Source organism: Myroides sp. TSA_177.3 (assembly GCF_052691955.1).
On sequence record NZ_JBQZGD010000032.1, the window covers coordinates 1 to 26,425 of the forward strand.

Annotated in this window: 25 protein-coding genes; 1 reads left to right on the plus strand and 24 read right to left on the minus strand. The window is 33.4% G+C overall.

The window, feature by feature from the left end; genetic code table 11:
- Positions 1–482: 482 nt before the first annotated feature.
- From ACUTSE_RS17225 to ACUTSE_RS17340, 24 genes are all read right to left on the minus strand, one after another.
- The gene (locus tag ACUTSE_RS17225) at positions 483–959 is read right to left on the minus strand and encodes a PglD-related sugar-binding protein (protein ID WP_445641143.1); all 477 of its coding nucleotides are present in this window, start codon (positions 957–959) and stop codon (positions 483–485) included.
- Between the two features lie 29 nt (positions 960–988).
- On the minus strand, positions 989–1,954 hold the full coding sequence (locus ACUTSE_RS17230; protein ID WP_445641144.1) for an MraY family glycosyltransferase: 966 nt from the start codon (positions 1,952–1,954) through the stop codon (positions 989–991).
- Between the two features lie 123 nt (positions 1,955–2,077).
- Positions 2,078–2,941: an IS3 family transposase gene (locus ACUTSE_RS17235; RefSeq protein WP_445641162.1), complete on the minus strand. Its 864-nt coding sequence runs from the start codon at positions 2,939–2,941 to the stop codon at positions 2,078–2,080.
- Positions 2,942–2,955: 14 nt separating this feature from the next.
- Positions 2,956–3,222, minus strand: coding sequence for a transposase (locus ACUTSE_RS17240; RefSeq protein ID WP_006261795.1), 267 nt, complete (start codon positions 3,220–3,222; stop codon positions 2,956–2,958).
- Positions 3,223–3,275: 53 nt separating this feature from the next.
- Positions 3,276–4,133: an NAD-dependent epimerase/dehydratase family protein gene (locus ACUTSE_RS17245; protein WP_445641145.1), complete on the minus strand. Its 858-nt coding sequence runs from the start codon at positions 4,131–4,133 to the stop codon at positions 3,276–3,278.
- Entirely contained in the window at positions 4,133–5,176 is a 1,044-nt protein-coding gene (locus ACUTSE_RS17250) for a hypothetical protein (RefSeq protein ID WP_445641146.1), read from the minus strand. Before ACUTSE_RS17250 ends, ACUTSE_RS17245 begins: the two co-directional genes overlap by 1 nt.
- Positions 5,173–5,997, minus strand: a complete 825-nt coding sequence (locus tag ACUTSE_RS17255) for a glycosyltransferase (protein WP_002991739.1) — start codon at positions 5,995–5,997, stop codon at positions 5,173–5,175. The genes ACUTSE_RS17250 and ACUTSE_RS17255 overlap by 4 nt, the downstream gene beginning before the upstream one ends.
- The gene (locus ACUTSE_RS17260) at positions 5,982–6,572 is read right to left on the minus strand and encodes an acetyltransferase (protein WP_445641147.1); all 591 of its coding nucleotides are present in this window, start codon (positions 6,570–6,572) and stop codon (positions 5,982–5,984) included. Before ACUTSE_RS17260 ends, ACUTSE_RS17255 begins: the two co-directional genes overlap by 16 nt.
- A 2-nt stretch (positions 6,573–6,574) precedes the next feature.
- The gene (locus tag ACUTSE_RS17265; protein WP_445641148.1) at positions 6,575–7,432 is read right to left on the minus strand and encodes a glycosyltransferase family 2 protein; all 858 of its coding nucleotides are present in this window, start codon (positions 7,430–7,432) and stop codon (positions 6,575–6,577) included.
- Entirely contained in the window at positions 7,422–8,546 is a 1,125-nt protein-coding gene (locus ACUTSE_RS17270; protein ID WP_445641149.1) for a glycosyltransferase, read from the minus strand. Before ACUTSE_RS17270 ends, ACUTSE_RS17265 begins: the two co-directional genes overlap by 11 nt.
- Positions 8,533–9,867: an O-antigen polysaccharide polymerase Wzy gene (gene wzy, locus ACUTSE_RS17275; RefSeq protein ID WP_002991735.1), complete on the minus strand. Its 1,335-nt coding sequence runs from the start codon at positions 9,865–9,867 to the stop codon at positions 8,533–8,535. The genes ACUTSE_RS17270 and wzy overlap by 14 nt, the downstream gene beginning before the upstream one ends.
- 9 nt (positions 9,868–9,876) lie before the next feature.
- Positions 9,877–10,731 (minus strand): glucose-1-phosphate thymidylyltransferase RfbA, encoded by an 855-nt coding sequence (gene rfbA, locus ACUTSE_RS17280; RefSeq protein WP_002991733.1) that lies wholly within the window; start codon positions 10,729–10,731, stop codon positions 9,877–9,879.
- A gap of 17 nt (positions 10,732–10,748) precedes the next feature.
- The gene (gene rfbD, locus ACUTSE_RS17285) at positions 10,749–11,597 is read right to left on the minus strand and encodes a dTDP-4-dehydrorhamnose reductase (RefSeq protein ID WP_445641150.1); all 849 of its coding nucleotides are present in this window, start codon (positions 11,595–11,597) and stop codon (positions 10,749–10,751) included.
- Entirely contained in the window at positions 11,598–12,146 is a 549-nt protein-coding gene (gene rfbC / locus ACUTSE_RS17290) for a dTDP-4-dehydrorhamnose 3,5-epimerase (protein ID WP_445641151.1), read from the minus strand.
- Positions 12,147–12,231: 85 nt separating this feature from the next.
- Positions 12,232–13,278 carry a dTDP-glucose 4,6-dehydratase gene (gene rfbB, locus ACUTSE_RS17295; protein WP_002991728.1) on the minus strand — a complete coding sequence of 349 codons (1,047 nt, stop codon included), beginning with the start codon at positions 13,276–13,278 and terminating at the stop codon, positions 12,232–12,234.
- Positions 13,278–14,270 carry a polysaccharide deacetylase family protein gene (locus tag ACUTSE_RS17300; RefSeq protein WP_445641152.1) on the minus strand — a complete coding sequence of 331 codons (993 nt, stop codon included), beginning with the start codon at positions 14,268–14,270 and terminating at the stop codon, positions 13,278–13,280. The genes rfbB and ACUTSE_RS17300 overlap by 1 nt, the downstream gene beginning before the upstream one ends.
- Positions 14,267–15,409, minus strand: coding sequence for a hypothetical protein (locus tag ACUTSE_RS17305; RefSeq protein ID WP_445641153.1), 1,143 nt, complete (start codon positions 15,407–15,409; stop codon positions 14,267–14,269). Before ACUTSE_RS17305 ends, ACUTSE_RS17300 begins: the two co-directional genes overlap by 4 nt.
- Positions 15,406–15,921 (minus strand): acyltransferase, encoded by a 516-nt coding sequence (locus ACUTSE_RS17310; RefSeq protein ID WP_445641154.1) that lies wholly within the window; start codon positions 15,919–15,921, stop codon positions 15,406–15,408. The genes ACUTSE_RS17305 and ACUTSE_RS17310 overlap by 4 nt, the downstream gene beginning before the upstream one ends.
- On the minus strand, positions 15,899–17,170 hold the full coding sequence (locus ACUTSE_RS17315) for an oligosaccharide flippase family protein (protein ID WP_445641155.1): 1,272 nt from the start codon (positions 17,168–17,170) through the stop codon (positions 15,899–15,901). The genes ACUTSE_RS17310 and ACUTSE_RS17315 overlap by 23 nt, the downstream gene beginning before the upstream one ends.
- Positions 17,171–17,195: 25 nt before the next feature.
- Complete coding sequence (locus ACUTSE_RS17320) at positions 17,196–18,491, minus strand: nucleotide sugar dehydrogenase (protein ID WP_445641156.1); 1,296 nt, start codon at positions 18,489–18,491, stop codon at positions 17,196–17,198.
- A gap of 68 nt (positions 18,492–18,559) precedes the next feature.
- Positions 18,560–19,534, minus strand: coding sequence for an SDR family oxidoreductase (locus ACUTSE_RS17325; protein ID WP_445641157.1), 975 nt, complete (start codon positions 19,532–19,534; stop codon positions 18,560–18,562).
- 4 nt (positions 19,535–19,538) lie between these two features.
- Positions 19,539–20,939 (minus strand): UDP-glucose 6-dehydrogenase, encoded by a 1,401-nt coding sequence (locus ACUTSE_RS17330; protein ID WP_445641158.1) that lies wholly within the window; start codon positions 20,937–20,939, stop codon positions 19,539–19,541.
- Positions 20,940–20,957: 18 nt separating this feature from the next.
- Positions 20,958–22,256, minus strand: coding sequence for a nucleotide sugar dehydrogenase (locus ACUTSE_RS17335; RefSeq protein WP_445641159.1), 1,299 nt, complete (start codon positions 22,254–22,256; stop codon positions 20,958–20,960).
- Between the two features lie 995 nt (positions 22,257–23,251).
- Complete coding sequence (locus ACUTSE_RS17340) at positions 23,252–25,081, minus strand: acyltransferase family protein (protein WP_445641160.1); 1,830 nt, start codon at positions 25,079–25,081, stop codon at positions 23,252–23,254.
- Positions 25,082–25,539: 458 nt separating this feature from the next.
- Here ACUTSE_RS17340 and ACUTSE_RS17345 point away from each other — a divergent pair, with 458 nt between their 5' ends.
- Positions 25,540–26,286, plus strand: a complete 747-nt coding sequence (locus tag ACUTSE_RS17345) for a YoaK family protein (protein WP_445641161.1) — start codon at positions 25,540–25,542, stop codon at positions 26,284–26,286.
- The last annotated feature ends 139 nt before the right edge of the window (positions 26,287–26,425 follow it).

A 26,425-nucleotide genomic window follows, 5' to 3' on the forward strand; every position in this document is an offset into this window, starting at 1 on the left:
GGGGTGGATTATAAGACGATGAGAGGGTGAGGCGGTGAGAAATTATTCTTTAATCGAAATTCTCACAAAAAGCAAGCCTCACAAAGTACATCCCTTTCTTTTTTAAAGGGTAAAAAAGAAACAAAAAACCCTTCAACTAACCCAAATAAAGGTCAAATTAGTTTTCTATTGTTTGCTAGGTCGCTTTTTTGTCTTTTGTGAAGTTGTAGGGTTTATCGATTAAAGGCGATTTGAAAAAAAGCCCCTCACAAAGAGCAAACCTCACAAAGAGCAAACCTCACAAAGAGCAAACCTCACAAAGAGCAAACCTCACAAAGAGCAAACCTCACAAAGAGCAAACCTCACAAAGAGCAAACCTCACAAAGAGAAAACCTCACAAAGAGAAAACCTCACAATATCACCCCCTCTAAAACACAAAAAAAGGATGTTCGCGTGAACATCCCTTTTTTTTATCTTACTAAAAATCTTTTTATTCTAATCTATTAAAACACCTCTGCTTTCCAGACAACTTGTCCTGGTTTCAATGTTTGCAAGGCTGTAACACGAGCAAATCCAGCTACATAAGACGCAGGATACGTACATACATAATCTTCAATAATAGCATCATGATCAATGGTAACATTTGCATTGATAATACAATGTTTTCCTACTTGTGCATTGGCTTGTATAACAGCATTTGCTAATACTACCGTTCCTTCTCCGATTTTTGCAGAAGGAGAAACATAAGCTGTTGGGTGAATAAGGGTATCAAATGAATGGGTTACTTCAGAAGCGATTCTTTGACGTACTTCATTATTTCCAATTGCAATTACAACTGTTGCTTCAGGTTCATAACTTGTTGTATAGGGATTGGTTGCATCGTCAAAATACTCCACTGCAATTGTTTCATCGATGCGATTAATTGTATCTTCTACAACCTTACCATGTCCGCCTTTACCATAAATCATTATTTTTTTCATCTGCTTCTTTGTTTAATTGAAACCATTACCTAATCTCTTGGCTCTACATATCGCTTCAGTATATTGCGTTTTAGCAGTAAATATCCGATGCTCAATACTACAATTATTCCGATGCTTACTCCAACTTGTACCGCCACTGATTCTTGGGTTAAAGAAATAATTGCAGTACCGATTAAATATTGAATAATTCCATATACAAAAGCAACATACAACTTGTTGATACCTGCTTCATTACTCAAGTACTGATACAAATGCGAACGATGGGCTTGAAAGATATTTTCCTTTTTTAGTAATCGTCTAACGATGGTCCAAACAGTATCAATACCATACACCACCAAGAAAAGGATATAAATAAAGTTTCCTGTTGTTATGATCAATTGCCCTAGTAAAAAGACAACGATAAAAGCCATACAAACACTTCCTACATCTCCAGCAAATGCTTTCGCTTTATTTCTAAAGTTGAAAAACGCAAATACGGCTGCTCCTAACATAGCGAACACAATTAGATTTTCATCTACAAAGTGTACTTCTGTATTGACCATTGCTAACAATGCCAATACCACCATGCTATACCAAGCAGTAATTCCATTAATTCCATCCATGAAGTTATAGGCGTTGATTGTTCCGATTACACCTATTAAAGCTGGTACAATCCACATCCAAGACAAGGAGAACAAATCCCATTGGTAAAACATCAATAGTACCGATATCAGGTGAATAACCAAGCGTATTTTATTGGAAAGGGTGAAAATATCATCTAAAAAGCTGATGATCGTAATAGCCGTTAATCCTAAAAAGAAGTACGGATATTCAAACCCCGAATAGATAAAAAAGGCCAAAGCTCCGAAGTAAAAAACAACTCCTCCTCCTCTTAACGTGATTTGAGTATGGGAGCTTCGCTCATTGGGTTTATCTATAATGTTGTACTTATCTGCTATTTTAAAGTACACTAATTCGGCAATAAAAAGTATTGCTACTAGTAGAATGTATTCCATTTTAATATTGTTGACTTACGAAAATAAACACTCGTAATTATGACTTTGAAAAACTTTGTATGGTACGTCTTAAACCTTCTTCTGCACTAACGGGCAACTGCTCGATTTGTATGCTTCCCCATTTTAGGACACCTCTAAATTCGATAAATAATTCTTATTATGTTCAGATTTGATGAAGAATTTAAATTCTTCATCAAATCTGGGCTTATATTCTTTAGGCGATTTATTTCCTAATGCTTTATGAGGATGGTTAAAATTGTAATCCTCTCTCCATTTATCAGCCAATCTTTGTAACTGGTAGATATCATTGAAGTAAAAAGCATCTAATATATCCTCTCTAAAAAATCGATTAAAACGTTCTATATATCCATTCTGCATTGGTTTGCCAGGCTGAGTATATTTAATTTCTATAAAATTCTTCTCACACCAGTTTACAAAGGTTTTAGAGATAAATTCAGGGCCGTTATCACATCTAATGTACTTTGGAGTCCCTATTTCATGTTTTAGGTTTTCTAATGTTTCTATTACCGCCCTTGCAGGATAACTTAATCCAGCTTCGATAGCTATTGCTTCTCTATTACAGTCATCTAATACATTAAAAACTCGTACTTTTCTTCCATCTGTAAGTAAGTCACTCATAAAGTCCATACTCCAACACTCATTGAGTACTTGTGGTGTTTCTAAAGGCTGTTTAACTCTTGTTATTAAACGTTTCTTATGTTTTCTTCTTAGACTTAGTTTCATTAAGCGATAAACACGTAGAACTCTTTTTCTATTCCATACAAGTCCTTCTCTGCGTATCTTATGATAGTACTCATCAAAGCCGCGAGTAGGATATTGTTCTGCTAATTCGCTTAGTTTATCAATGACCTCTGTATCATCTTTTTTACTTTGATAATACCACATTGATCGGCATAGCCCAACTAATAAACAAATACGAACGATGGATAACTTATATTGCTCTAACAGATACTTTACCCTTTCTATTTTATCTGCTGAGCTTAAAACTTTTTTGACAGAATATCTTTGAGCATTTTATTGTCTAAACTAACATCAGCATACATCTGTTTGAGTTTGCGATTTTCTTCTTCAAGTTCTTTTAAACGTTTCAACTCTTGTTTTTCCATTCCACCATACTTCTTTCTCCAATAGTAAAACGTGCTCTTATCAATACCTAATTCTCGAGAGATTTCACTTACTGATCTTCCCTGTTCATTTTCTTTGAGAGCCTTAATGATTTGGCTCTCACTAAAATTACTTGTTTTCATACTTGACAGTTTTGTTTAAAGTTAATAATTTCGAATTAACAACTGTCCAATTTTTAGGGAAGCCTACAGATTTGTAATGCATTTTTTATTTTCTGATTCGAAACGACATAATTCTCTGTTAGTTTTTTTAAACGCTCACTGTTTAAAGGTAATTTAATCTTATCACCTATAGAGGCAATACCCTGCATAAATCCTTTTGAGATATACCATAGCTTTGGCTTTTTACTTGCTGTTTCAGCAATTAAACGCACCAATTCATTTGTAGATAATGCCTTATCATCAGAGAAATTATAAACGCCTGAAGCTAATGTCTGTTGTTTCATCATCTCTTCTACTAAATAGCATAAATTCGCAATAGACAAAAAGGAACGATGATTCTCAAAAGAAGCTAAAGGCCAAGGTATTCCTTTTTCTACAACTTTATATAACAAGTTTAGATTACCTTTATTTCCAGGTCCATGAATCATACATGGGCGGATAATAAACACTCTTTTTCCTTCTGGCAACTGGGCTTGTAACAAATATTGTTCTGCTTCGTTTTTAGATTGTCCATATGGTGTCAAAGGCTGCGGCACAACATCTTCTACTAGCACGCCTTCTACCGTATCAGCTACTGCTTTTACTGAACTAAAATAAAAGAAGTCTTTTGCGTTACTTGTTAGGAAAAGATCGAATAGTTGAATCGTTAAATCACGATTCACTTTAAAATATTCTGCTGCGCTAGCGGTGTTAGCGGTATCATGTGCTTTTCCTGCTAAGTGAATGAATACATCTGTATCCATAACATCTTGAGATCTCCAACTGTCATCTCTAACAGATAATGTTTTAACACTATAATTCTTATCCTTTAAATAGGGAACCAAATTCTGCCCAACAAAACCTGAAGCACCTGTGATTGTAATTTTAAACATTACTTGCTCTTAGTTTTAAACAAATTATTAATATTTTCATCCTTTGTTTCTAACTTAAGTCCATTAAAATTGGAAAGATGAATAGAAGATTTATTTTTACTTAAAAGATAATCTACATCCTTTAGATTAATTGTTCCATCTAATTTTAAATTTTTATTTATTGTTCTATCTCCTGATAACACAAAACCATACTTTGACCCAATATCTGTATGATTACTTATAGTTATAGTAACATCCAAATTATTATTAGAACTATTAGAATACAGTTTATCTAAAACTACTAATATCCCTCCATAAAGATTATTATAAGTTATAATATTCTCTAATAAAATATTACTCAATTTGTCTTTATCAGTATTAGGTTCAATATCTATTCCACTCTGTGGGCTATGTCCATTGACATTTCCAATAAAAGAATTAGTCACAAAAACATTCTCTCCTGAAATAATAGATATACCATTTCTCCTTGCATTAAAAATAAAAGCATTATTAATTTTTATATTTTCATTAGAAGACCTTTTTCCTCCTATATATATACCATCCCCCCAAGTATCTTTTATAAATGGTGAGATGATTTCAATTTCAGAAGAATCTTTAATCAAAATTCCCATCCCCCATTGTCCAATATTATTTAAATGTAGCTCTCTATCTCCTACAATATTTGCATTAAATATTTTGACATTTTTTACATTAGAAATATTTAAAATACCATAACTACCCTTATCTGTTGCTATCTTCTTTAAAACAGTTTTTTCCCTAAATATTAAAATCTGTTCATCTCTAACATACAAACCTCTATCATCAATAAAAATAGAATCGTTCGGTAAAACAACTATTTTCTGTTTATCTAATAAACTTTGGATATAACTCGTATCGTTATTCCTTTTCACAAAATCATTTGATTGTATAGATTTGTTAATATATGTAGTCAAATTATAATTTCTTTTATTTAAAAAAAGATCATAATTCTCAGATTCAATGAGCGACTGAGAATATACACAACTAACTACAAACAAGGCAATAAAACAAAAAATATACTTCATAAAAACTGATTAAGAGTCCTATTATTTACTTTTACTCTATTACTATCAAAAATCCATCCCCATTTTGTAAAATAATATATATATGACTTTACAAAAATCTTAAATAACTTTTTACTTTTATTAGCTCCAGATTCATATCCATGATGTATTGAAACCCTAGGATAATAAATTGTTTTGTACTTCTCATTCATCCTTCTAGAAAGATCCCAATCTTCAAAATACATAAAAAATCTATCATCATATAATCCTATTTCTTTAATAGCACTTATTCTAAATGCTGTAAAACACCCAGATAAAATTGGTGCTTCATAAATCATATCCTTATCAATATTACGCAACTCATACTTATCAATAAAACGCTTATAAATAAAAGTCGGTTTTTTTAATTTTCGAAGTACTATACTAAAAGGATTCGGTAACAATTTAGGTAAGTATTGGACAGTACCATCAAAATTTAATATTTGTGGCATCATCATACCTATATCGTTATGTTCATCTAAATAACTAACCATACTATTTACAACATACTCAGAAAATAGAGCATCCGGGTTAACTACGAAATGATATTTAGTACCATCATTGCAAACTCTTCTAAAAGCAATGTTATGTGAAGCCCCAAAACCAGGATTACTTGGATTATGAATATAGGTTATACATGATTCATTTATAAAAAAATTTTGTAAATCTTTTGTAGGAGAATTATCTATAATAAAAATATTGATTTTATTCTCAAAAGTTTTAATACTTTTAAGAATATTCTGAATATCTAATTCTTTAGTACAATATAATACAATAGACAAACTAACTAAATTTTTTCCCATCTTTTAGAATCAAAATTATACTTCTTAATAACTTTAGCAGGAGCTCCTACAGCTATAGAATAAGCAGGTATATCCTTATTAACGACACTCATTGCCCCAATTATACAACCTTCCCCTATAACAACTCCTGGTAAAATACAAACATATTCTCCTATCCATACATTATCTGAAATAATTACGTCACTTGCTTCTAATTTTCTTTCGTGAGGAATGCTCAATGGGCTATCAGCTAAATCCCCTTTATAACTTCCATGATTATGGTCAGTTATAAAAACATTACTAGCTATTAATACATTATTACCAATACTAACCTTCCTAATCGCACCAATATGCACTGAATCATTAATTTGCACATTATCTCCAATGCTAATTAATATACCATTCTCTAAATTTTGCGGAAATGCATCTATTCTACAATAATAACCAGTTGTAAATCCTTTACCAACAGTTACAAATCTTCTTCCCCTAATATTAAAAGGGAAACGAATTATACGAGCATTTCTGAATAGAAAGAGGGTTCTAATTTTAAAAAAAATTAAGGACATTACTCCCAAAAAACCATAACGTTCAAACATAATTAACTTAATTTAAAAAACAGATAAGCTGGAAAATAAATAATCTTAGACAATAATTCCTGCATATTTCGGCCTAGGGAAATTTTTTTTGAAAAAAAACTAACTAATTTATCTCCTAAATAACAATATTTATAAACTATACTTATTGAAAAATTCGGTTCAAGAACTTTATTCATTATCAAATTCTTATACAGATTTGATCGAACATTCAAATGCACCTGAGCTCTTTGAACAGCATTTGTACCCAAGCGTCTGACATATGTTAAAACATCATCACAATAACCTAATTTTTCGCATCTACTAATTAAAATCCAACAATAACCATCTTGCCCGTATCGCATATTTGTAGCAAATCTAATTAATGGATTTTCCACTAAATAATCTCTTCTAATAATTACACAGGGGGTAGCAATATGTAATCTCTTTAATGACTTAGGATAAACATTTCCTTTAAACTTACTGTTATCTATAATAGTATATTCTCTCTCATGTTTATCAATCACTTCTTGAAAAACAGAGTACTTACTATGACACCATATAAACTGCTCATTATCCATCAAGGTAATCTGCTTTTCAAGTTTCATAGAAAGCCATATATCATCAGAATCAAGAAAAGCAATATACTCCCCTTGAGCCATATCAATACCAATATTTCTAGCTTTTGCAGGCCCTCCATTTTTTATTTTGTGATACCTTATTTTATCACCATATTGTTTTATAAACAAACTATCATCTTCAAGAGAGCCATCATTTATAACAATAATTTCAAAATCTTTAAATGTCTGACTTAAAACACTTTCAACTGCTTCTTCTAACCATTTAATATTAGAATAAAACGGTATAACAACACTAACTTTCATATTTTTTTATAAATTCATTCAATTGTTCTGCATGTGAACTTTTTTTGCCATCCAAATACTTAGAAATTGTCCTATTTCCTTTAAGAGCAATATTTTTCAACAATATTCTATCTTCATATAGCTTTTTTACTTCATTAACAATACTATCAATACTTCTAACTTCAATACGAAGACAATTGTCGTTATGTACCATTAAATAATCAATTGTTCCTACAAAAGTTGTTACTATACCTAAATGCATAATCATAGCTTCATATAAAACACGTGGAAATCCTTCATGATATGTAGGCAATACGAATACATCATGCTCATAATAGATGTATTTCAATTCTTCTTTATCAGATATCATTCCTAAAAAACTCACGCTATCATCCAGCTGAAAATCAGACACTTTCTTTTTTAAAGCCTTATTATCTGGCCCATCTCCTACAAAACTAAGTGAAATATTATATCCTTTCTGTCTCAAGTTTTGAACGGCATCTACTAACTCAAAAACCCCCTTATCAAATACAATTCGACCAACATACAATAAACGTAATGAAACGTAATTCGAAAAATTCTTTTCAACAATTATATCGAGTTCAGAAAACCCTATCATAGGTCTGATTGTAGATACATTACTATTTATATTAGAAATTTTATCTGTAAAAAGTTGTGAAATAGTTAAAACAATGGATGCCTTCTTTATAATAAACTTAGAAATTGAAGAGTTAATTCGTTGTTCTCCTCTTACATATAAACCAAAAGGTTTTTTATATAAAACACATAAAATTGCAATTACAGTGCAAATTGGACCTGGATAGAAAATATAAACGAAATCATTCTTTAAAATAGCTTTTTGAAGAATAAAAAAAGCTTTAAAAAAACTAATTATTTTACTTCTTCTACTTCTTTCACGCTTAACTTCATATATCTTGAATTTGTTTTTATTCAATGAAAAATTAGCAAAACTATCATTTTTAAGCTTATCCTGACTTATCTGAAATAAACTTACATCATAACCACTTTCAACAATTTTTTCAAAAAAAACACCCGTTTCTTTGTTTAAAAATAATTCATCATTATCCCTATAAAAAATTGTATTATTAACTAACAGCACTTTATTTATACTCACGAACTATACTCTTTTTGGGTTTAATAAAATAATAAACAAAATAAAAAATCAATAGGCTCCATATAACAAACCTAAAACTATCAAATAATGATGATCTTGCCATATATATACTAAAACTACTTATAGTAAAATAAACAATTAATGAAGTAAAATTTGACTTAACCTTTAATTCATAAAATTTAACCACATAACCTAATAAATACATAAACACACACACTCCTAAAGTATGAAATTGCATATATAAATCTGATATTAAATTAGTCCCTAATCCCCAACCTGCATTAGCATCTTTAGTTAATATCGAAGCTGTTGAAATATCATTAGGTTTTACATCAAAAACTTCTTTAGTAATATAACTTGGTAGCAAAGGAATGGGCGCAAATATAAAAACTACTGAGCTCTTGCCATAATTAATCCCAAATTTATCAACGTACTCATAACCAGCATATAAATTTCTATTATTAACAACTAAATCCATTACTAAATCATAATAACTATCAAAACTAACAGCACTAATATCTTTAGCCCCATCTCTTCCTCGTATAGAGGATACTACTGTTAACAAACACAAACCTCCAATAAACAATATGCTTGTCTGTTTAAGAGTAATTATCTTTCTAAAATAGTTATAACTGAACAAGAATACTAATACTGTTTGAATAGCTGGTCCTCTGTCTCCCACATATAAAAATAACAAAACATATAATAAAGGTATAATAAACCAAAACCACCTTTTCTTACATACAAAAGAAACAATAATCAAAATATTCATACAACATTGAACAAATACTAAAAAAAAAGGTTCAATATTAAAAAAAGCATCAGTACTTCTAGTTAAAATCTTATCAAATGCTAGAAAAAAAAGTCCTAAAAAAGAGGCAATACTTAATAAAAATAAAATAGGACAAATAGCGTTAACTATTCCAAGATTTAAATCATACGCAGAACTATTAACTTTTCTCCTGTTACGTATCAACGCTTTCTTATTACCTAACATGAAAAATGTAAATGCTAAAAAAGCAAGTGCTGTACTTTTTGAAATTACATTCTCATTAAATGTAAACCTTTCAAAGACCAAAAAATAGTCCTTATTAACAGGATATATTAAAACTGGATAAAAAAAGTTCACTAAAAAAAAACTAATTCCAAAAAAAAGCAAAAAACTAATATAATTTCTACCTACAGTATATTTACGCAACCCATAGTAAAAATAAACTAAATACAAGACAAATAAAACCGTTACAAAAAAAAAGCTATAAGTATCAGGTGCTAAAAAATAAAGTATAATACCTGCAAAAATAAAAAAAAGCTCTACAAGCATAATTTCAAATTAAATACTTAATAAATATTGCCCATAACCACTCTTACAAAGTGGTTTTGCTACTAATATAAGTTCTTCTTTAGTAATAAACCCCATACGATAAGCCACTTCCTCAATAGCTCCTATCTTCATGCCTTGTCGTTCTTCAATAACTTGGACAAATTGACCTGCTTGCATCAAAGAAGTAAAAGTTCCAGTATCCAACCATGCAGTGCCCCTATCAAACACTCCTACTCTTAACTTTCCTCTTTTTAAATACTCTATATTTACATCAGTGATTTCATATTCTCCACGAGCAGATGGTGCTATACTTTTAGCAATCTCCACTACAGAGTTGTCGTAAAAATATAATCCTGGAACAGCATATTTTGATTTAGGTTCTAAAGGTTTCTCCTCAATTGAGATGACATTATTGTCTTTATCAAATTCAACTACACCATAGCGTTCTGGATCGTGTACAGGATAAGCAAATACAACTCCACCATCTTCTTGTGTACAAGATTGTAACAGCTTAGACATACCGCTACCATAAAAAATATTGTCTCCTAATATCAAGGCTACTTTATCTCCACCAATAAATTCTTCTCCAATTACGAAAGCTTGTGCTAATCCATTCGGCTCATCTTGAACAGCATAACTAAATTTGCATCCGATATGGTTTCCATCCCCTAATAGTTTTTCAAAATGAGGTAAATCATGCGGAGTTGAGATAATCAATATTTCTTTAATTCCAGCCAACATTAAAGTTGATAATGGATAATAAATCATTGGCTTATCATAAACTGGCATCAATTGTTTACTTACTGCTAATGTCAATGGGTGTAATCTTGTTCCTGATCCCCCTGCTAATATAATTCCCTTCATATCTTTTTTTTATCTCACTATAGTTTAGCAAGCATTATTCTTAAACTCTCGTCCCACTGTGAGACATTTATATTGTACTCTTTTTTAATCTTACTTTTATCCAACAAAGAATAAGCAGGTCTCTTTGCTGATGTGGGAAAATCGCTGCTATTAATAGGGTTTACATCACATTCAAAACCTTTAATCTCTTTAATTTTCCTTGTAAAATCATACCAACTTATTTCGCCTTCATTAGAATAATGGTATATCCCACCTTTCCAGATATTACCATTAATAATCTGCATAATAGTACTTGCTAAATCAGCAGCATAAGTCGGAGATCCTATTTGATCCAGAACCACATTTATACTTTCTCTTTCTTGCATCAAACGACACATAGTCTTCACAAAATTATTACCATAAATAGAATAAACCCATGAAGTTCGAATAACAATAGCATCATGATGTACTGTCATTAAAGCTACCTCTCCTTTCATTTTTGTATTACCATATACATTAATGGGGGCTGTTTGAGCCTCTTCTGTCAATGGCAATGAAGAAGTTCCATCAAATACATAATCTGTAGAAACATGTATTAAATGTGCTTTATTTTTTTCAGACCACACTCCTAATACACGTACACATTGATGATTAACCATATCTGCCAATTCCTCTTCAGATTCCGCTTTATCAACAGCAGTATAAGCTCCTGCATTTATAATATAATCCGGTTGCTCAGATTCTAAAACTTCCCAAACTTTATTAATATCATCTAAAGGCATTAAAGTTCTATCCATAAATACAAATTTGTAGTGAGGATAAAATTTTTCTAAATTTTTTATTTCAGAACCTAATTGTCCTGTACTACCCGTTACAAGTATCTTCATCTATCGCTTAAAGATTTCATTAAACATAGGTAAAATGAGGTCTTTATCTGATACAACTTCATCTCCTTTCTTTATTCCCCAATCGATTTCTAAAGTAGGATCATTATAGATAATTCCTTGTTCCGCATCCTTATTATAAAAATTATCACATTTATAAAAGAACACAGCTGTTTCTGATAATACAGAAAAACCATGCAAAAAACCTCTAGGAATAAATAGTTGTTGATTATTTTCAGCTGATAACTTTACAGCAACATGCTGACCAAAAGTTGGTGAACCCAAACGAACATCTACAGCAACATCAATTACCTCTCCTTTTAAAACTCTAACTAACTTCGCTTGGGCAAACTCACCTTGTTGTGCATGTAATCCACGAACAACTCCTTGAGTTGAAAACGATTGATTATCTTGTACAAATACAGTTTCAGTATTTGTTAATTCATTAAAACGCTTTGCATTAAAACTCTCAAAAAAACAACCTCTATCGTCCACAAAAACCTGAGGTTCAATAATAAAACATCCTTTCAGATATGTCTCCTTTACTTCCATACTTTTTTTGATTTTATTTTCTATTACTCTACTTTTTGTTCTTTAGTCAATTACTTCTTACAAAGACAAATAATGAAAAAGCAATTTATTTATATTGTTCACTGTAATAATCTACATATACTCCACTTGTTACATTATTCAACCATTCTTGATTATTCATATACCACTCAATAGTCTTAGCTAATCCTTCAGGGAAAGTAACTGATGGGGACCATCCCAATTCTTTATTAATCTTTGTCGCATCAATCGCATAACGCAAATCATGACCAGGTCTATCTTTAACAAATGTAATCAGCTGTTCACTCTCACCTGTTTCACGCCCTAAAACTTTATCCATTTGCTTACACAATTCTTTGACTAAATCAATATTTTGCCATTCATTAAAACCTCCAATATTATACGTTTCCGCATTTCCACCTTTATGAAATACATCATCAATAGCTCTTGCGTGATCAATAACAAATAACCAATCCCGCGTATATTTACCATCGCCATAGATTGGTAATTTTTTTTTATTGATAATATTGTGTATACACAAGGGAATTAGTTTCTCTGGAAAGTGATTGGGTCCATAATTGTTTGAACAATTACTTATTACATAAGGCATTCCATAAGTTTCTCCATAAGCACGTACGAAATGATCTGAGCTTGCTTTAGAAGCAGAATAAGGAGAATTAGGATCATAAGCTGTAGTTTCATAAAAGAAACCTGTATCACCCAAGCTCCCATATACCTCATCTGTACTTACGTGATAAAAACGTCTTCCTTGCCAACTTCCTTGCCATAACGATTTAAAAGCTTGTAATAGATTTACAGTACCTATCACATTAGTTCTAACAAATGCTAATGGATCTGTTATAGAACGATCAACATGAGATTCAGCTGCTAAATGAATTACTGCATCAAATTGTTCCTTTTGAAACAATTCATTGATAAACTTTTCATCTGTAATATCACCTTTAACAAAAGTATAATTAGAAGAATACTCTAAATCTTTTAAATTCTCTAGATTCCCTGCATACGTTAATGCATCTAAATTATATATAGAGTAACCTGGGTATTTATCTACAAACTGTCTTACAACATGAGAACCTATAAATCCAGCTCCACCAGTGATTAATATTTTTTTCATTACAATTTATTCTTTTTATATGGTTTAATAGAAATATTGAATATAAAGTCCTTTAAATTATTAGACACGCCTAATCTAGGCATAGCATACCTTTGAGATAAAGACAAATCAATAATATTTTTCTTTGTACTGAATCCCATTATATAACCAGCCTCTTCTACTAATTCATTAGAAATTTTAGTATAATCCCCATTAGGATAAGCAAAATACTTACATTCAACATTTAATTCTTTTTCAATAATATCTTTACTTTTAAAAATTTGATTTTTTACAACATTTGTATCCTGATTATCATGACAACATATATGATCTAAACAATGTGAGCCTATTGTTGCACCGTAACATAAAAGATTCCTTACTTCTTCCCAATTCATTGGAATAATACTAGTAAATTCTTCTCTTAATCTACTATATTCGTCTTCTGTAATATTAGAAATTAATTCATCAATTATTACTTCAACTTCTTCAAGCTTTCTAGTTTTGATCTGCTTACTCAGGTAGTTTAATATTCTAAATCTATCTACATTACTTGAAATATTTTCATAAAAAGAGATTGAATCAATATTTACTTTATCAATTGTACTTCCTAACAATACTAAACGTAATATACTAGTTGGAAATAATTTATTATGAGTAATATTATTTGTTGAAATAAAAACTGTAAAAGGTATCTCCTTCTCTTTCAAAAAAGGAGCTACAACAGTTAAATTATTTCTATATCCATCATCAAAAGTTAATACAACTTCTTTTCCTGTTATTTTATTATTTGAAATTCGATAATAGAAATCATCTATAGAAACAATCTCATAATTCTTCTCTAAAAAATCTATTTGATCCTTGAAAACTTTATATTCAAAACTTTCAGCTTCTAGAACACTATCTTTTAAGTAATCTACTCCATGCCAATATAAAATCCTAGGTTTTTTATTTATTCTCCTTAAGAGATTAACTATTTTAAAATCTATCAAAATAGTTTTAATAATATTTTTCATTTAAAAAATAGTTTACAAAAAGGTTTGAAATCTTTCCAATCGAAAACGTTTATATAATACTTACGATTAAATATAATATATACATATTCCTTAAGCAACAACAATAATTGCTTATTTTTAATTCGTGTATAAGTTAAGAGGTACAAATCAACATAACGTCCATTAGTATTAGAATTTCTAATATTTAAATCAAACTTTCTTTTACTTAAATCAAAATATGATACCAATCCTAAATTGACATTACTTACTTTAGTTATCCCAAAAAAACCCTCCAAACGAGTACTCATCTCAATAAAATAATATTTGTTTTTATATTTTTTAAATTCAATTCCTCCTATTCCAACATAATTTATATTATCTAAAAAATTCTTACAAATTGAATCAAGTTCTTCAACCTGATAAAGTAACCCTTTTGCCATAACACCCTGCCCAGGAGGACTCTGCAATATTTTTTTTCCAGAGTTACTAAAAATATCACCATTTTCATTTCTGTAAAAAATATAAAAGAAAGCAGACTCATCATTCCCTTTAATAAATTCCTGACATAAAAAATCATCGTTATTCATTAATATTTTTTCAGAAATAACCCTAAATTCTTCAGGAGTATCAACAATTTTCACTTTAAACCCAATACTTTTGCTTGAACCAGTATTTCTTGGTTTCAAAATAACTGGAAATAAAAATTCTTTATTAACTACCTCAATATCGTTATGATCAGAAACAACTATAGTATTAGGTATATCTAAACCATTATTTTTTGCATCTATTTCTGCTAAACCCTTTTCATTGTAAGTTTGTACAATATGAGAACTAGGTAAACAGAGTATGCAAAACTCTTCTATTTCACTACGTACTTGATTAATAAGTAAACAACTTTTATCAGAAGCGAAATACATAATCGGCTTAAGAGAAAAAGATTTTGATATATACCATCCTTTAAACCATTCTAAAAAACCTAGATTATGACTATTGTAATTATAAACTATAACTTCATCAATACAATTACTTTTTTTATAATAATCGTAATTTTCGATATCTAAACATATAACAAAAACTCTATTATTTTTTTCTCTTTTTGCTATTCTAGCAATTGCCAAAACACTTCCTAAAGCACCATTAAATATAATAACATCTGTCATATTTTAAAAATATTTGAATCCAGCATTTTAATAACTTTTGCTGGCACTCCAGCAACTACAGAATACGGAGCTACGTCTTTAGTAACAACTGACCCCGCCGCGACTACAGAATAATCTCCAATTTTGACACCTGGCAAAATAACAGAAGCTGCTCCAATCCAAACATTGTCTCCAATATAAATATCTTCTATAATTGACGGATAAACTTTTCCTAACTCATTGTGAGGTGTATTTGGGTTAGCACTTGTTAGTATTACACTTCTATAAGCTATAGTAGAGTTTATTCCAATAGTAATCTTTCCTTTACACAATAGGAAACATTCTTGATTGATTTCAGCATTATCTTTTAATATTAGATTTGCAAATGAACCATTAATTGTTACATTCTTTGAAATATGAAAAATATTACCATTAACACCTAAAAGTCTATAATACTTACAACTAAACCTATTAAAAAAAGGCAGTTTAATTAAAATTTGTAATATATATCTAAATACTCTTTTTATAAACATCTTTATCATAATTATAAATTCTTTTAATAATAAAAGCATGATTAAATAGTACCATAATAAAATATAAGAAAGAATTGTATAATACTATCTTCTCCAAATCAAACTTTAATAAATAAAAAACACTAAAGAAAATTAATGTAATCACTAATGAAACAACAGCAAAAAACAAGGAGTATCTTTGCATTTCAAAGACTCTGACTGCTGCTGTTGAAGGAGTTGCAATCATCAAGCTTACAAATAACGGAATCATTAACTTTATATATAAACTCACACCGATCCATTTCTTTCCTAAAAATAGAATAATCAAGCTATCTCCAAAGAGATATAAAAATATACACCCAACGATAGCAATTAATAAAAGAAAAACAACAACCTTCATATACCACTTTAAGATGAGTAGATCCTCATTCTTCTTGTTGTTCATATGGCTTAATATTACACTTTTAAAACTTTCTGCAATCAGTGTTACTGGTTGTGTAATTACTTTTAAAGCCATTCCATATATACCCACCTGAACTAAACTAAAAAATCGAGCAAAAAACAACACTGGTAAATTTGAGTTTAGGCTTGATATCATATTTGACAAGGTAAAAAACATAGGAAAATCTTTATATCTTATAGCTACAGTTCTCATCTCCATATAAGAAATATTTCTATAGACCTTCCATTCCAATTTCCTATTCAAAACCATGTAACAATTTGATACTAATACACCTAAAATATTACCATACATCAATCCTTCTATTTCATAATAATAAAAACAAATAACTTGAAATACAAAAACTGCAATAACTTGGATGATCTTTGCTAAAGATGTAATTTTAAACTGCTTAAATCTGATATTTAATAATGCTGAATTATTAAAATTAACACTTAAAATAGTACCTAACGCTAACAACCATTTTAGCTCTCTATAAGTATCAAAAAAAGCAATTGGTAAAAATAATATAACACTAAATAAAATTATCAAAAAAAGAGAAACTATATTTGATAATTTTAGTAAAGCATAAGCCTCATTATCATCTTTGGGTAATATTAGTGCTGTATCATATTTTAAAGTTACAAAAGAACTCAATAAACTTACAACTGCCATATAACTTGCAAACACACCAAAAGCTTCCTCTGTATAAAATCTACTTATAACGGGAATAAAAGCAAAACTACATAATTGAGCTATTGCAGTTCCCGACATAAGTATTGAAACATGTCTTACAAAATCACTTTTAAAAATACTTCGAACTTTTTTCAACTAAAAAAATTTGTATATTTCACAATTACAATCTACTATCAACTCCTTCTTTCAACAATCCTTTCACATCATAAACGACAGCGACTGGTTTCTTAAATTGCTCCAAGTCTAGCGCTACTAATTCTTTATGTGCTACTCCTAATACGACTGCATCGTATTTTCCTTGAGGGGCAGTGGTATGACTTACTACTCCATATTCGTGTTTTACTTCTGCTGGATTTGCCCATGGGTCATAAGTCGTTACTTTAATTCCATAATCTTCTAAGGCTGCGATTACATCTACAATCTTGGTGTTACGTACATCTGGACAGTTTTCTTTAAACGTTACACCTAACATCAATACCTCCGCTGTACTTACGTTGATTCCTTTTTTAATCATAGTTTTGATTACTTGAGACGCTACATATTCGCCCATGGAATCATTTAAACGACGACCCGCTAAGATAATTTCTGGGTGGTATCCTTTTTCCATTGCTTTTTGCGCCAAGTAGTATGGATCTACCCCAATACAGTGTCCGCCAACTAATCCTGGTTTAAATGGCAAGAAGTTCCACTTCGTTCCTGCTGCTTCTAATACTGCATGAGTATCTATCTCCAATAAATTAAAGATTTTTGCCAACTCATTCACAAAAGCAATATTGATATCGCGCTGTGAGTTTTCAATTACTTTTGCTGCTTCTGCTACTTTAATTGTCGGTGCTAAATGCGTTCCTGCAATAATAACCGCTTTGTAGATATCATTTACTACGACTCCAATTTCTGGTGTACTACCTGCCGTTACTTTTAATATTTTTTCAACTGTATGCTCTTTATCTCCAGGGTTAATACGCTCTGGTGAATAGCCCGCATAAAAATCTTCATTGAATTTCAACCCTGATACGCGTTCTAGAACAGGTACACATTCCTCTTCTGTTACGCCTGGGTATACTGTCGATTCATAGATTACAATATCTCCTTTTTTCAACACTTTCCCCACGGTCTCTGATGCCTTATACAACGGCGTCAAATCAGGACGATTGTGTTTATCTACAGGTGTAGGTACTGTCACAACATAGACATTACAATCTGTAATATCTCCTAAATCATACGAACAATATAATCCTTTGGTTTCATTTGCTGAAACAGGATTCGTTTTTACTGTTACGGCTTGTAAAATTTCATTTGCTACTTCTAATGTACTGTCTTTTCCTTCTCTTAGTTCAGCGATACGTCCTTGGTTGATATCAAAACCAACGGTTGGGAATTTTGTTGCGAATAAACGTGCCAATGGCAATCCTACATATCCTAACCCTATAACTGCAATTTTATGTTGTGTACTCATAAATGTATACTGTAATTTTTATTGTTGTATTGTGTACTTTTTAAATTTTCCTTTTTTATTACGTTGACCTATAGCATCTCCTTGTGCTCCCAGTACCATTTTACGGCTTCTTTTAGCCCTTCGCGAATTACATGTGTCGGTTCATAACCTAACAGTGTTTTCGCTTTATCTACAGATGCTAAAGAATGCGCTACATCTCCTTGGCGGTTTGGTCCATGTTTTACTTCAATATTCGCAATTGCTCCGTCGTACTCGGTTAAGAACTCTTTCAAGTAACCAACCAATTGATTTAAGTTAGTACGATCGCCTACAGCTGTATTGTAAACGGTATTTACTGCGTCTTTATTTGTTGTCAACATCGCGCGTTCATTCATCTGAATCACGTTGTCGATATAGGTAAAGTCACGAGAGTTTTCGCCTGTTCCGTTAATCGTAGGGCTTTCGTGCTGAATAAACTGTTTTGTAAACAACGGAATAACCGCAGCATACGCTCCTCTTGTATTTTGACGACGTCCAAATACGTTGAAATAACGCAAACCAATAATTTCAATCCCATAGGTTTTAGCGAATACATCCGCATATAATTCGTTTACATACTTCGTTACGGCATACGGAGATAAAGGCTTACCAATTACATCTTCTACTTTTGGCAAAGCAGGAGAGTCTCCATAGGTAGAGGAACTTGCTGCATAAACCATGCGTTTTACTCCACCATCGCGTACCGCCACTAGCATATTTAAAAATCCATTGATATTTACCTCATTGGATGTAATAGGATCGTTAATCGAACGCGGTACAGAACCTAAAGCCGCTTGGTGCAGAACATAATCTACCCCTGTTACTGCTTGTTGACACGTAGCTAAATCGCGAATATCCCCTTCTAGTAATTCATAATTCGGGTTGCTTAAAAATTCTTCAATATTGTGTCGATATCCTGTTGCGAAGTTATCTAAACAACGAACAAAGTACCCTTGATTTAAAAAGTACTCTGTTAAGTTGGAGCCAATGAATCCAGCTCCACCAGTAATTAATATTTTTTTCATAATTTTATTTTCCTCTTCCAATCGTATATACTTCAAACCCTATTTGTTCCAAGGTTGCTCTATTCAAGATGTTACGGCCATCGAATACAAAAGCAGGTTTTTGCATGTTGTCATAAATACGCTGCCAGTCGTAGGTAACAAACTCATCCCATTCCGTTAGTACGGCAATACCATGTGCACCTGCAAGGGCTTCATACGGATCTTGGTGTACCGTTAAATGCTTGCGGTTCGCCTCAGGTTCACGGGTTGCTAAATAGTCCAAATCGGACAGCATTTGCATTTCCGTTACTTTAGGGTCATACACGTGAATTTGTGCCTCTTCTTCCATCAAATCATTGGCTACATAAATGGCTGCTGATTCGCGTGTATCATTTGTATCTTTCTTGAATGCCCATCCTAAGAAGGCAATTTTTTTATCATTTACGGTATTAAACAAGGTATTGACGATATTCTCCGCAAAACGACGTTTTTGGTAGTCATTCATAATGATTACTTGTTCCCAATAGTCCGCTACTTCTTGTAAACCATAAGAAGAAGCGATATATACCAAGTTCAGGATGTCTTTTTGAAAACAAGATCCACCAAAACCAACAGAAGCTTTTAAGAATTTACTTCCAATACGGCTATCTGTTCCAATGGCACGCGCTACCTCACTCACATCTGCTCCAGAAGCTTCACATAGTTCTGAAATGGCATTGATGGACGATACGCGTTGCGCTAAAAAGGCATTGGCTGTTAATTTCGATAATTCGGATGACCATACGTTGGTACGCAAGATGCGCTCCTGTGGTATCCAAGCGCTATAAATAGTTGCTAAGGCTTCGATTGCTTCTCTTCCGGCTGGGGTTTCTTCTCCTCCAATGAGTACGCGATCAGGATTCATCAAATCTGTAATGGCTGTACCTTCTGCGAGGAATTCTGGGTTGGATAAGATTTGGAACTCTACTCCATTTCCCGTTTGATCTAAAATGCGTTTGATGGCTTGAGCTGTACGCACCGGTAGTGTTGATTTTTCAACGACAATTTTATCGGTCTTCACAACTCTGGCAATTTGACGGGCACATAGTTCGATATACTTTAAATCAGCCGCCATCCCTTTTCCTTTTCCGTAGGTTTTGGTTGGTGTATTTACTGAAATGAAGATCATATCGGCCTCTTCAATTGCTTGGTCTACATTGGTATCAAAAAATAGGTTGCGCCCTCTTGCTTCAGCCACAATGGCATCTAGTCCTGGTTCATAGATTGGCAACTTATTCAAGTCGGCATCATTCCACGCCTGGATACGCGCTTCATTGATATCCACTACCGTGATTTGAATATGTGGATTTTTCTGTGCAATGACAGCCATAGTAGGACCACCTACATAGCCTGCACCCACACAACAAATCTTAGTAATCTTTTTCATTTTTATTGTACCAGCTTATTATAATCTACTATCTACTTCGTTTGGCTTTAACACACTCTTGGTGTCAAATACCACGCCAGAGGATTGAACCAATTCTCGGACGTTAAATTTATTGAAATCGCGATGTGCTGTTGTTAAGACAACTGCATCATATTGTTGTTTTACGATGTCTAAGGAATTTACTAATGTAATTCCGTATTCCGCTTTTACTTCTTCTGGATTCACCCAAGGGTCATACACCTCTACTGTTAATCCGTAAGAAACTAACTCATCGTATATCATGGCCACTTTGGTATTGCGGGTATCGGGACAGTTTTCCTTGAAGGCAAAGCCCAATAGCAATACTTTAGATTGGCTTACATTGATGTTTTTTTGCACCATAAGCTTAACTACTTTACTGGCAATAAAAACAGGTATTTCATCATTCACACGTCTTCCTGAAAGGATAACGTCAGGGTAATAGCCCAACTGAATGGATTTATGTGCTAAATAATACGGATCGACCGAGATACAATGTCCTCCTACTAAACCGGGTTGAAATTTCAGAAAGTTAAACTTGGTTCCGGCTGCTTCTAGTACTTCTTGGGTATCGATTCCGATGCGATCAAAAATCAAAGCCAACTCATTCACGAAAGAGATATTGACATCGCGTTGTGCATTTTCAATTACTTTAGCGGCTTCTGCTACTTTAATAGAGGAAGCTTTATGTGTACCTGCTTGGATAATCTGTTGATATAATTGATCGATTTCTTCTGCAATAGCGGGTGTGCTACCTGAAGTTACCTTGACAATGGTTTCTAAGGTATTGATTTTATCTCCTGGGTTGATACGCTCTGGTGAATACCCGACGTAAAAATCGCGGTTGAACTGTAGTTTTGAAGTGGCTTCTAATACGGGAATACACTCTTCTTCTGTACAGCCTGGATATACGGTGGATTCATAGATGACGATATCGCCTTCTTTAAGGACTTCGCCTACTAAACGGGAAGCGCTCTTTAGGGGTGATAAATCAGGTGCGTTGAATTGGTTAATGGGTGTCGGAACGGTAATAATGAAGACATTGGCTCCTGCTAAGTCTTTTCTTTCAAAGCTAGGCAAATATCCTTTTATACCTCCAGAGGTTTGGTATGCGATAAGGGAAACTCTCAGCTGATCTTGGTCGGCTTCTTTGGTTTCATCTTGTGCTTTTTGTAGGGATTCAATGCGTTGGGCATTGATATCAAATCCCACTACAGGGTAGTGTTTAGCGAATGCTAGCGCCAAAGGCAAACCCACATAGCCTTGTCCTACAACTGCAATCTTATATTCCTTTTCCATTTTTTTTACTACTTTCTTATTTACTTTAGGGACGGGATAAAAAAGTAAGGTGTTTTAGCCATAGGCTACTCCCTAAGCTTACAAAGGTACATTTTTTAACTCTTTCTCTAGCATAGATTTGATTATTTTTAAGGAAAGTCGCCAACTGTCACTTCCTAAAAACACACACCTAAAATGAATTAATTGTTAAAATTATTTAAATAGAATGAAATAAACGCAATGGTATATGCTATCTGTATGTTTTATTGAAAGAAATGGTGTTTTATTGAAGTTGCTTTTTGTGAAGGGTGAGAAGGTGAGGCGGTGAGGTTTGCTCTTTGTGAGGTTTGTACTTTGTGAGGTTTGTGCTTTGTGAGGTTTGTGCTTTGTGAAATCGCAGGATTTGTCGATTAAAGAAGAAGGTCTTATTGTTATGGGTTAAGGTTATGGGTTAATGGTTATGGGTTAATGGTTATGGGTTATGGGTTATGGGTTAAGGTTATGAGGTAAGGGTTATAGGTTATGGGTTAAAGGACATACAGAACGGAGTGACTGGACGGATACTGATTAGCGTACTGTTTTTTGTTTTTTTGCAAATCCTCTTTAATCGATAAACCTACAAACTCACAAACCTCACAAAGAGCAAACCTCACAAACAACAGATGCGACCCTTCCTTCGTCAGGGTGACATACAGAGCGGAGTGACTGAACGAAAACTGGATAGAGCAACGGTGCAGAGTGACGAGTGTTGTATTCACCCCCAGTAACCACCCAGTATGTCCTGAGGCAACGAAGGGTCGCATTGCGCGCTGACACAATACTGTGGGTTTGTGCTTTGTGAGGTTTGTGCTTTGTGAAATCGCAGGTATATCGATTAGAGATGATTTGCAAAAAAGCAAACCTCGTCGCCTCACCATCTATCTCACAAACTTTATATTGGTTTTGGTGTTCGATGAATCTACACTGCGTTTCGATTTCACCGCCTCACCATCTCATCGCCTCACCTTCTCACCTTCTCACAACACCCCATGCTTCTTCGCAAAAGCCATAAAATCTTTTCCTACCCTATCCCCTATTTTTCTACTTCCAAATGTATTCAGATGGTCTTCATCATAATAGCCTAGAGTATCATTGAAGTAGGGCAATGTTGAAGTACGGTCAAAATCAAATTGCCAGTAGAGTACTTGTTCTGGGTTCTTTTGAATCGCGTCGCGTACGTATTGCGGTTCTGAAGCGTGGACCACTTGGATATCCATACTTTCATCGTTGTAAAGGTAATCACGGGTTGCGCGTATCGGATTGCGGTCTAACGTAGGGTAATCACCCAAAATAACCATACGTTGATCGGGTTCTAAGCTTTCCACTAAAGAGGTAAAAGCAACGGCTAAAGAAGGGACATCTTCTAACCAGGCACTAGCTACAAGAATGGTTTTACTCTTTTCTGTTAGTTCTTCTACTTCTTCCATCAGTTTTTCATAGGTTTCATAATCTGCTTCTTTGTCAAAATCACTTCGATTGATATTGGCAAAAAGAGGGTATCGATTATTACTCACCGACCAAAAGGTGAAGTTGTTGTCCTTTCCTATTTCATCGAGAATGGCTTTATATACTAACGCATGACTATCGCCAATGAGGCAAATGGAATCGGGTTGTGTTTTGGTCTCGTCCCCATATAATCCCACTGCTTTGAATTGATGGGCATGGGACTCCATACCAAAGGTTGGTGTTGCATAGGCCGCGGGAATAGGGAATAAATATTGATTCATGCGGTAAATTCCACCGCCTGCCAATACCACAAGCACCGCTAACCCGACAAATCGAGGAACAAACACTTTATTGGAATAAGTGCGAAATACATTTTCTACGTAAGTATAGGACAACCAAGACAATCCATAGGTCAAAGCGGTAATTCCGATCATCTCGTAAAGGGTAAAGTCCAACCGCATGTTATAATAGCGCAAAAAGGCCATAATCGCCCAATGCCACAGGTAAATCGCATAGGATAGTTCGCCTAGATGCACCATCACCTTGGTTTTAAAGAGTGCATTTACTTGAGAAGTCGTCGTCAAGAGTAAACACCCCGTAAATACACATGGGAGTACAACCCATAGCCCCGGAAAGACAGTCTGTTCTGAAAATCCTATAGCACAGGCTAGAATCCCCACTAGAGCCATCCATGCAATGGGGTTTTGGTATTTTCCAAACTTTGTTTGGAGGTCATCTGCTCGAATAGCGAGAATTGTACCGATTAGAAATTCAGGAATTCGTGCAAGTAAAAAAAAATACATCTCACTTTGCTGATTGAGGTATACACTGGAATAAAAGGAATAGCCCAATAATCCCACAACGAGCATCAAACTCACCACAAAGAGGTATTGCTTGCGCACAAACCACAAAAACAAGGGCAACAGCAGGTAGAACTGCATTTCGATGGACAAGGTCCAGGTATGCAACAATGGATTCTCTTGATTCGAGGCGCCAAAATAGGTATCGAGATGGGCAAAGTAATTGTTGGAGTTGAATAAACCCGCTGCGACTAGGGTACGTCGTAAGTTGAGAATATCCACCCATACATAGGCCCAAGCTCCTACTATTCCCACACCCAACAACAGCAATAAAAAGACGGGTACAATGCGCTTGATCCGCCCTAAATAGAAATCGAGAAAATGAAAGGTTCCTTTTTCTTTTTTGTGCAGGATGATACTACTGACCAAAAAACCCGAGATAACAAAAAACACATCTACACCTATAAATCCACCACTGAGCCAAACGGGATTGAGGTGAAAAATAAAAACTAAAAGTACGGCTAAGGCTCTCAATCCTTGTATGTCGGGTCTATACTGCATGGTGGTGCGTGGTTGTAAAGTCGTTTTTTGTGAAGTGGTAAAGTTAGAAGAATTATCGATTAAAGATGTTTTTTTGTGAGGTTTGTGCTTTGTGAAGTTCGCCCACCGCCTCACCGCCTTTATCAGAAATCATCCAGTTATTTGGCAAATTGCCATTTGCTACTACGAGATTTTACATCTCATCGCCTCACCTCCTCACCTTCTCACCTCCTCACCGTCTTTGTCAGAAATCACCCAGTTATTTGGCAAATTGCCATTTGCCACTACGAGATTTTACATCTCATCGCCTCACCTCCTCACCCCCTCACCTCCTCACCGCCTTTGTCAGAAATCATCCAGTTATTTGGCAAATTGCCATTTGCCACTACGAGATTTTACATCTCATCGCCTCACCTTCTCACCCCCTCACCATCTTTCCAATTGATTTTTTGTAACTTTGTGTAAATCCACTCTTCCTTATGTTTAGACACCAGGGTAAAAATCGCGCGTATTCCCATAACCTCAAATTGGCATCCGTACTATCATGTGTAGCGGGTATTGTTAATAGTGTGGGGGTTTTGGGGTTGCATACCTTGACGACGAATGTAACAGGGCATTTTGCTTTTTTTGCAGAAGAAGTCATTGAAGAAAACTACAACCGTGCGATTGTCTATCTGGTATATACCTTTTTCTTTCTCTTGGGATCCTTTGTTTCCAGTTTGATTATGGAATGGGTATTGAAGCATAAACCCGAAGTATCTTATGTGATTCCCATTGTATTAGAAATGGCACTTTTGGTGGGACTCAGTATTATTGATATCAATGCACCCGATGCCTTGGTGAAATACAGCGTATTTACCGCTTTAATTTTACTATTTGCAATGGGTGTACAGAATTCACTCGTAACTAGAGTATCCGGTGCTGTCGTACGTACCACCCACTTAACAGGGTTATTTACCGATTTGGGAATCGTACTGTCTCAACTTTTCTTTTATAAGAACCGTTCCGAGCGCATCAAACTCTATCGCAGTATCTTTTTAATGCTTGCAATTATTGGCTGTTTCTTTATTGGTTGTGTAGCAGGAGGATTCCTTTATTTTCACTACCAATTTAAAACCTTGCTACTTGCTGCTTTACTCTTGTTGTTTGCTCTTTGGTATGATCAGCTACTCATGAGTTACTATGCCTTAAGACGTAAAATCCAAAAAAGAGACTTTCGATTTTAAGGAAGAAATTGGTTTTTTGCAAAAGGCTTTTTTGAAACAATCTTCTTTAATCGATAAATCTTACGATTTAACAAAGAACAAACCTCACAAAGAACAAAGCCCCCCTTTCTTTTTTAAAGGGTAAAAAAGAAACAAAAAA

Bases quoted from the DNA above. Each gene is read 5' to 3' on its own strand.
- ACUTSE_RS17225 (WP_445641143.1), bottom strand. From the start codon at position 959: ATGAAAAAAATAATGATTTATGGTAAAGGCGGACATGGTAAGGTTGTA.
- ACUTSE_RS17345 (WP_445641161.1), top strand. From the start codon at position 25,540: ATGTTTAGACACCAGGGTAAAAATCGCGCGTATTCCCATAACCTCAAA.
- rfbC (WP_445641151.1), bottom strand. From the start codon at position 12,146: ATGGAAGTAAAGGAGACATATCTGAAAGGATGTTTTATTATTGAACCT.
- ACUTSE_RS17325 (WP_445641157.1), bottom strand. From the start codon at position 19,534: ATGAAAAAAATATTAATTACTGGTGGAGCTGGATTCATTGGCTCCAAC.
- ACUTSE_RS17340 (WP_445641160.1), bottom strand. From the start codon at position 25,081: ATGCAGTATAGACCCGACATACAAGGATTGAGAGCCTTAGCCGTACTT.
- ACUTSE_RS17245 (WP_445641145.1), bottom strand. From the start codon at position 4,133: ATGTTTAAAATTACAATCACAGGTGCTTCAGGTTTTGTTGGGCAGAAT.
- ACUTSE_RS17250 (WP_445641146.1), bottom strand. From the start codon at position 5,176: ATGAAGTATATTTTTTGTTTTATTGCCTTGTTTGTAGTTAGTTGTGTA.
- ACUTSE_RS17230 (WP_445641144.1), bottom strand. From the start codon at position 1,954: ATGGAATACATTCTACTAGTAGCAATACTTTTTATTGCCGAATTAGTG.
- ACUTSE_RS17335 (WP_445641159.1), bottom strand. From the start codon at position 22,256: ATGGAAAAGGAATATAAGATTGCAGTTGTAGGACAAGGCTATGTGGGT.
- ACUTSE_RS17240 (WP_006261795.1), bottom strand. From the start codon at position 3,222: ATGAAAACAAGTAATTTTAGTGAGAGCCAAATCATTAAGGCTCTCAAA.
- ACUTSE_RS17260 (WP_445641147.1), bottom strand. From the start codon at position 6,572: ATGTTTGAACGTTATGGTTTTTTGGGAGTAATGTCCTTAATTTTTTTT.
- ACUTSE_RS17320 (WP_445641156.1), bottom strand. From the start codon at position 18,491: ATGAGTACACAACATAAAATTGCAGTTATAGGGTTAGGATATGTAGGA.
- rfbD (WP_445641150.1), bottom strand. From the start codon at position 11,597: ATGAAGATACTTGTAACGGGTAGTACAGGACAATTAGGTTCTGAAATA.
- ACUTSE_RS17310 (WP_445641154.1), bottom strand. From the start codon at position 15,921: ATGTTTATAAAAAGAGTATTTAGATATATATTACAAATTTTAATTAAA.
- ACUTSE_RS17255 (WP_002991739.1), bottom strand. From the start codon at position 5,997: ATGGGAAAAAATTTAGTTAGTTTGTCTATTGTATTATATTGTACTAAA.
- wzy (WP_002991735.1), bottom strand. From the start codon at position 9,867: ATGCTTGTAGAGCTTTTTTTTATTTTTGCAGGTATTATACTTTATTTT.
- ACUTSE_RS17305 (WP_445641153.1), bottom strand. From the start codon at position 15,409: ATGACAGATGTTATTATATTTAATGGTGCTTTAGGAAGTGTTTTGGCA.
- ACUTSE_RS17300 (WP_445641152.1), bottom strand. From the start codon at position 14,270: ATGAAAAATATTATTAAAACTATTTTGATAGATTTTAAAATAGTTAAT.
- rfbB (WP_002991728.1), bottom strand. From the start codon at position 13,278: ATGAAAAAAATATTAATCACTGGTGGAGCTGGATTTATAGGTTCTCAT.
- ACUTSE_RS17330 (WP_445641158.1), bottom strand. From the start codon at position 20,939: ATGAAAAAGATTACTAAGATTTGTTGTGTGGGTGCAGGCTATGTAGGT.
- ACUTSE_RS17265 (WP_445641148.1), bottom strand. From the start codon at position 7,432: ATGAAAGTTAGTGTTGTTATACCGTTTTATTCTAATATTAAATGGTTA.
- rfbA (WP_002991733.1), bottom strand. From the start codon at position 10,731: ATGAAGGGAATTATATTAGCAGGGGGATCAGGAACAAGATTACACCCA.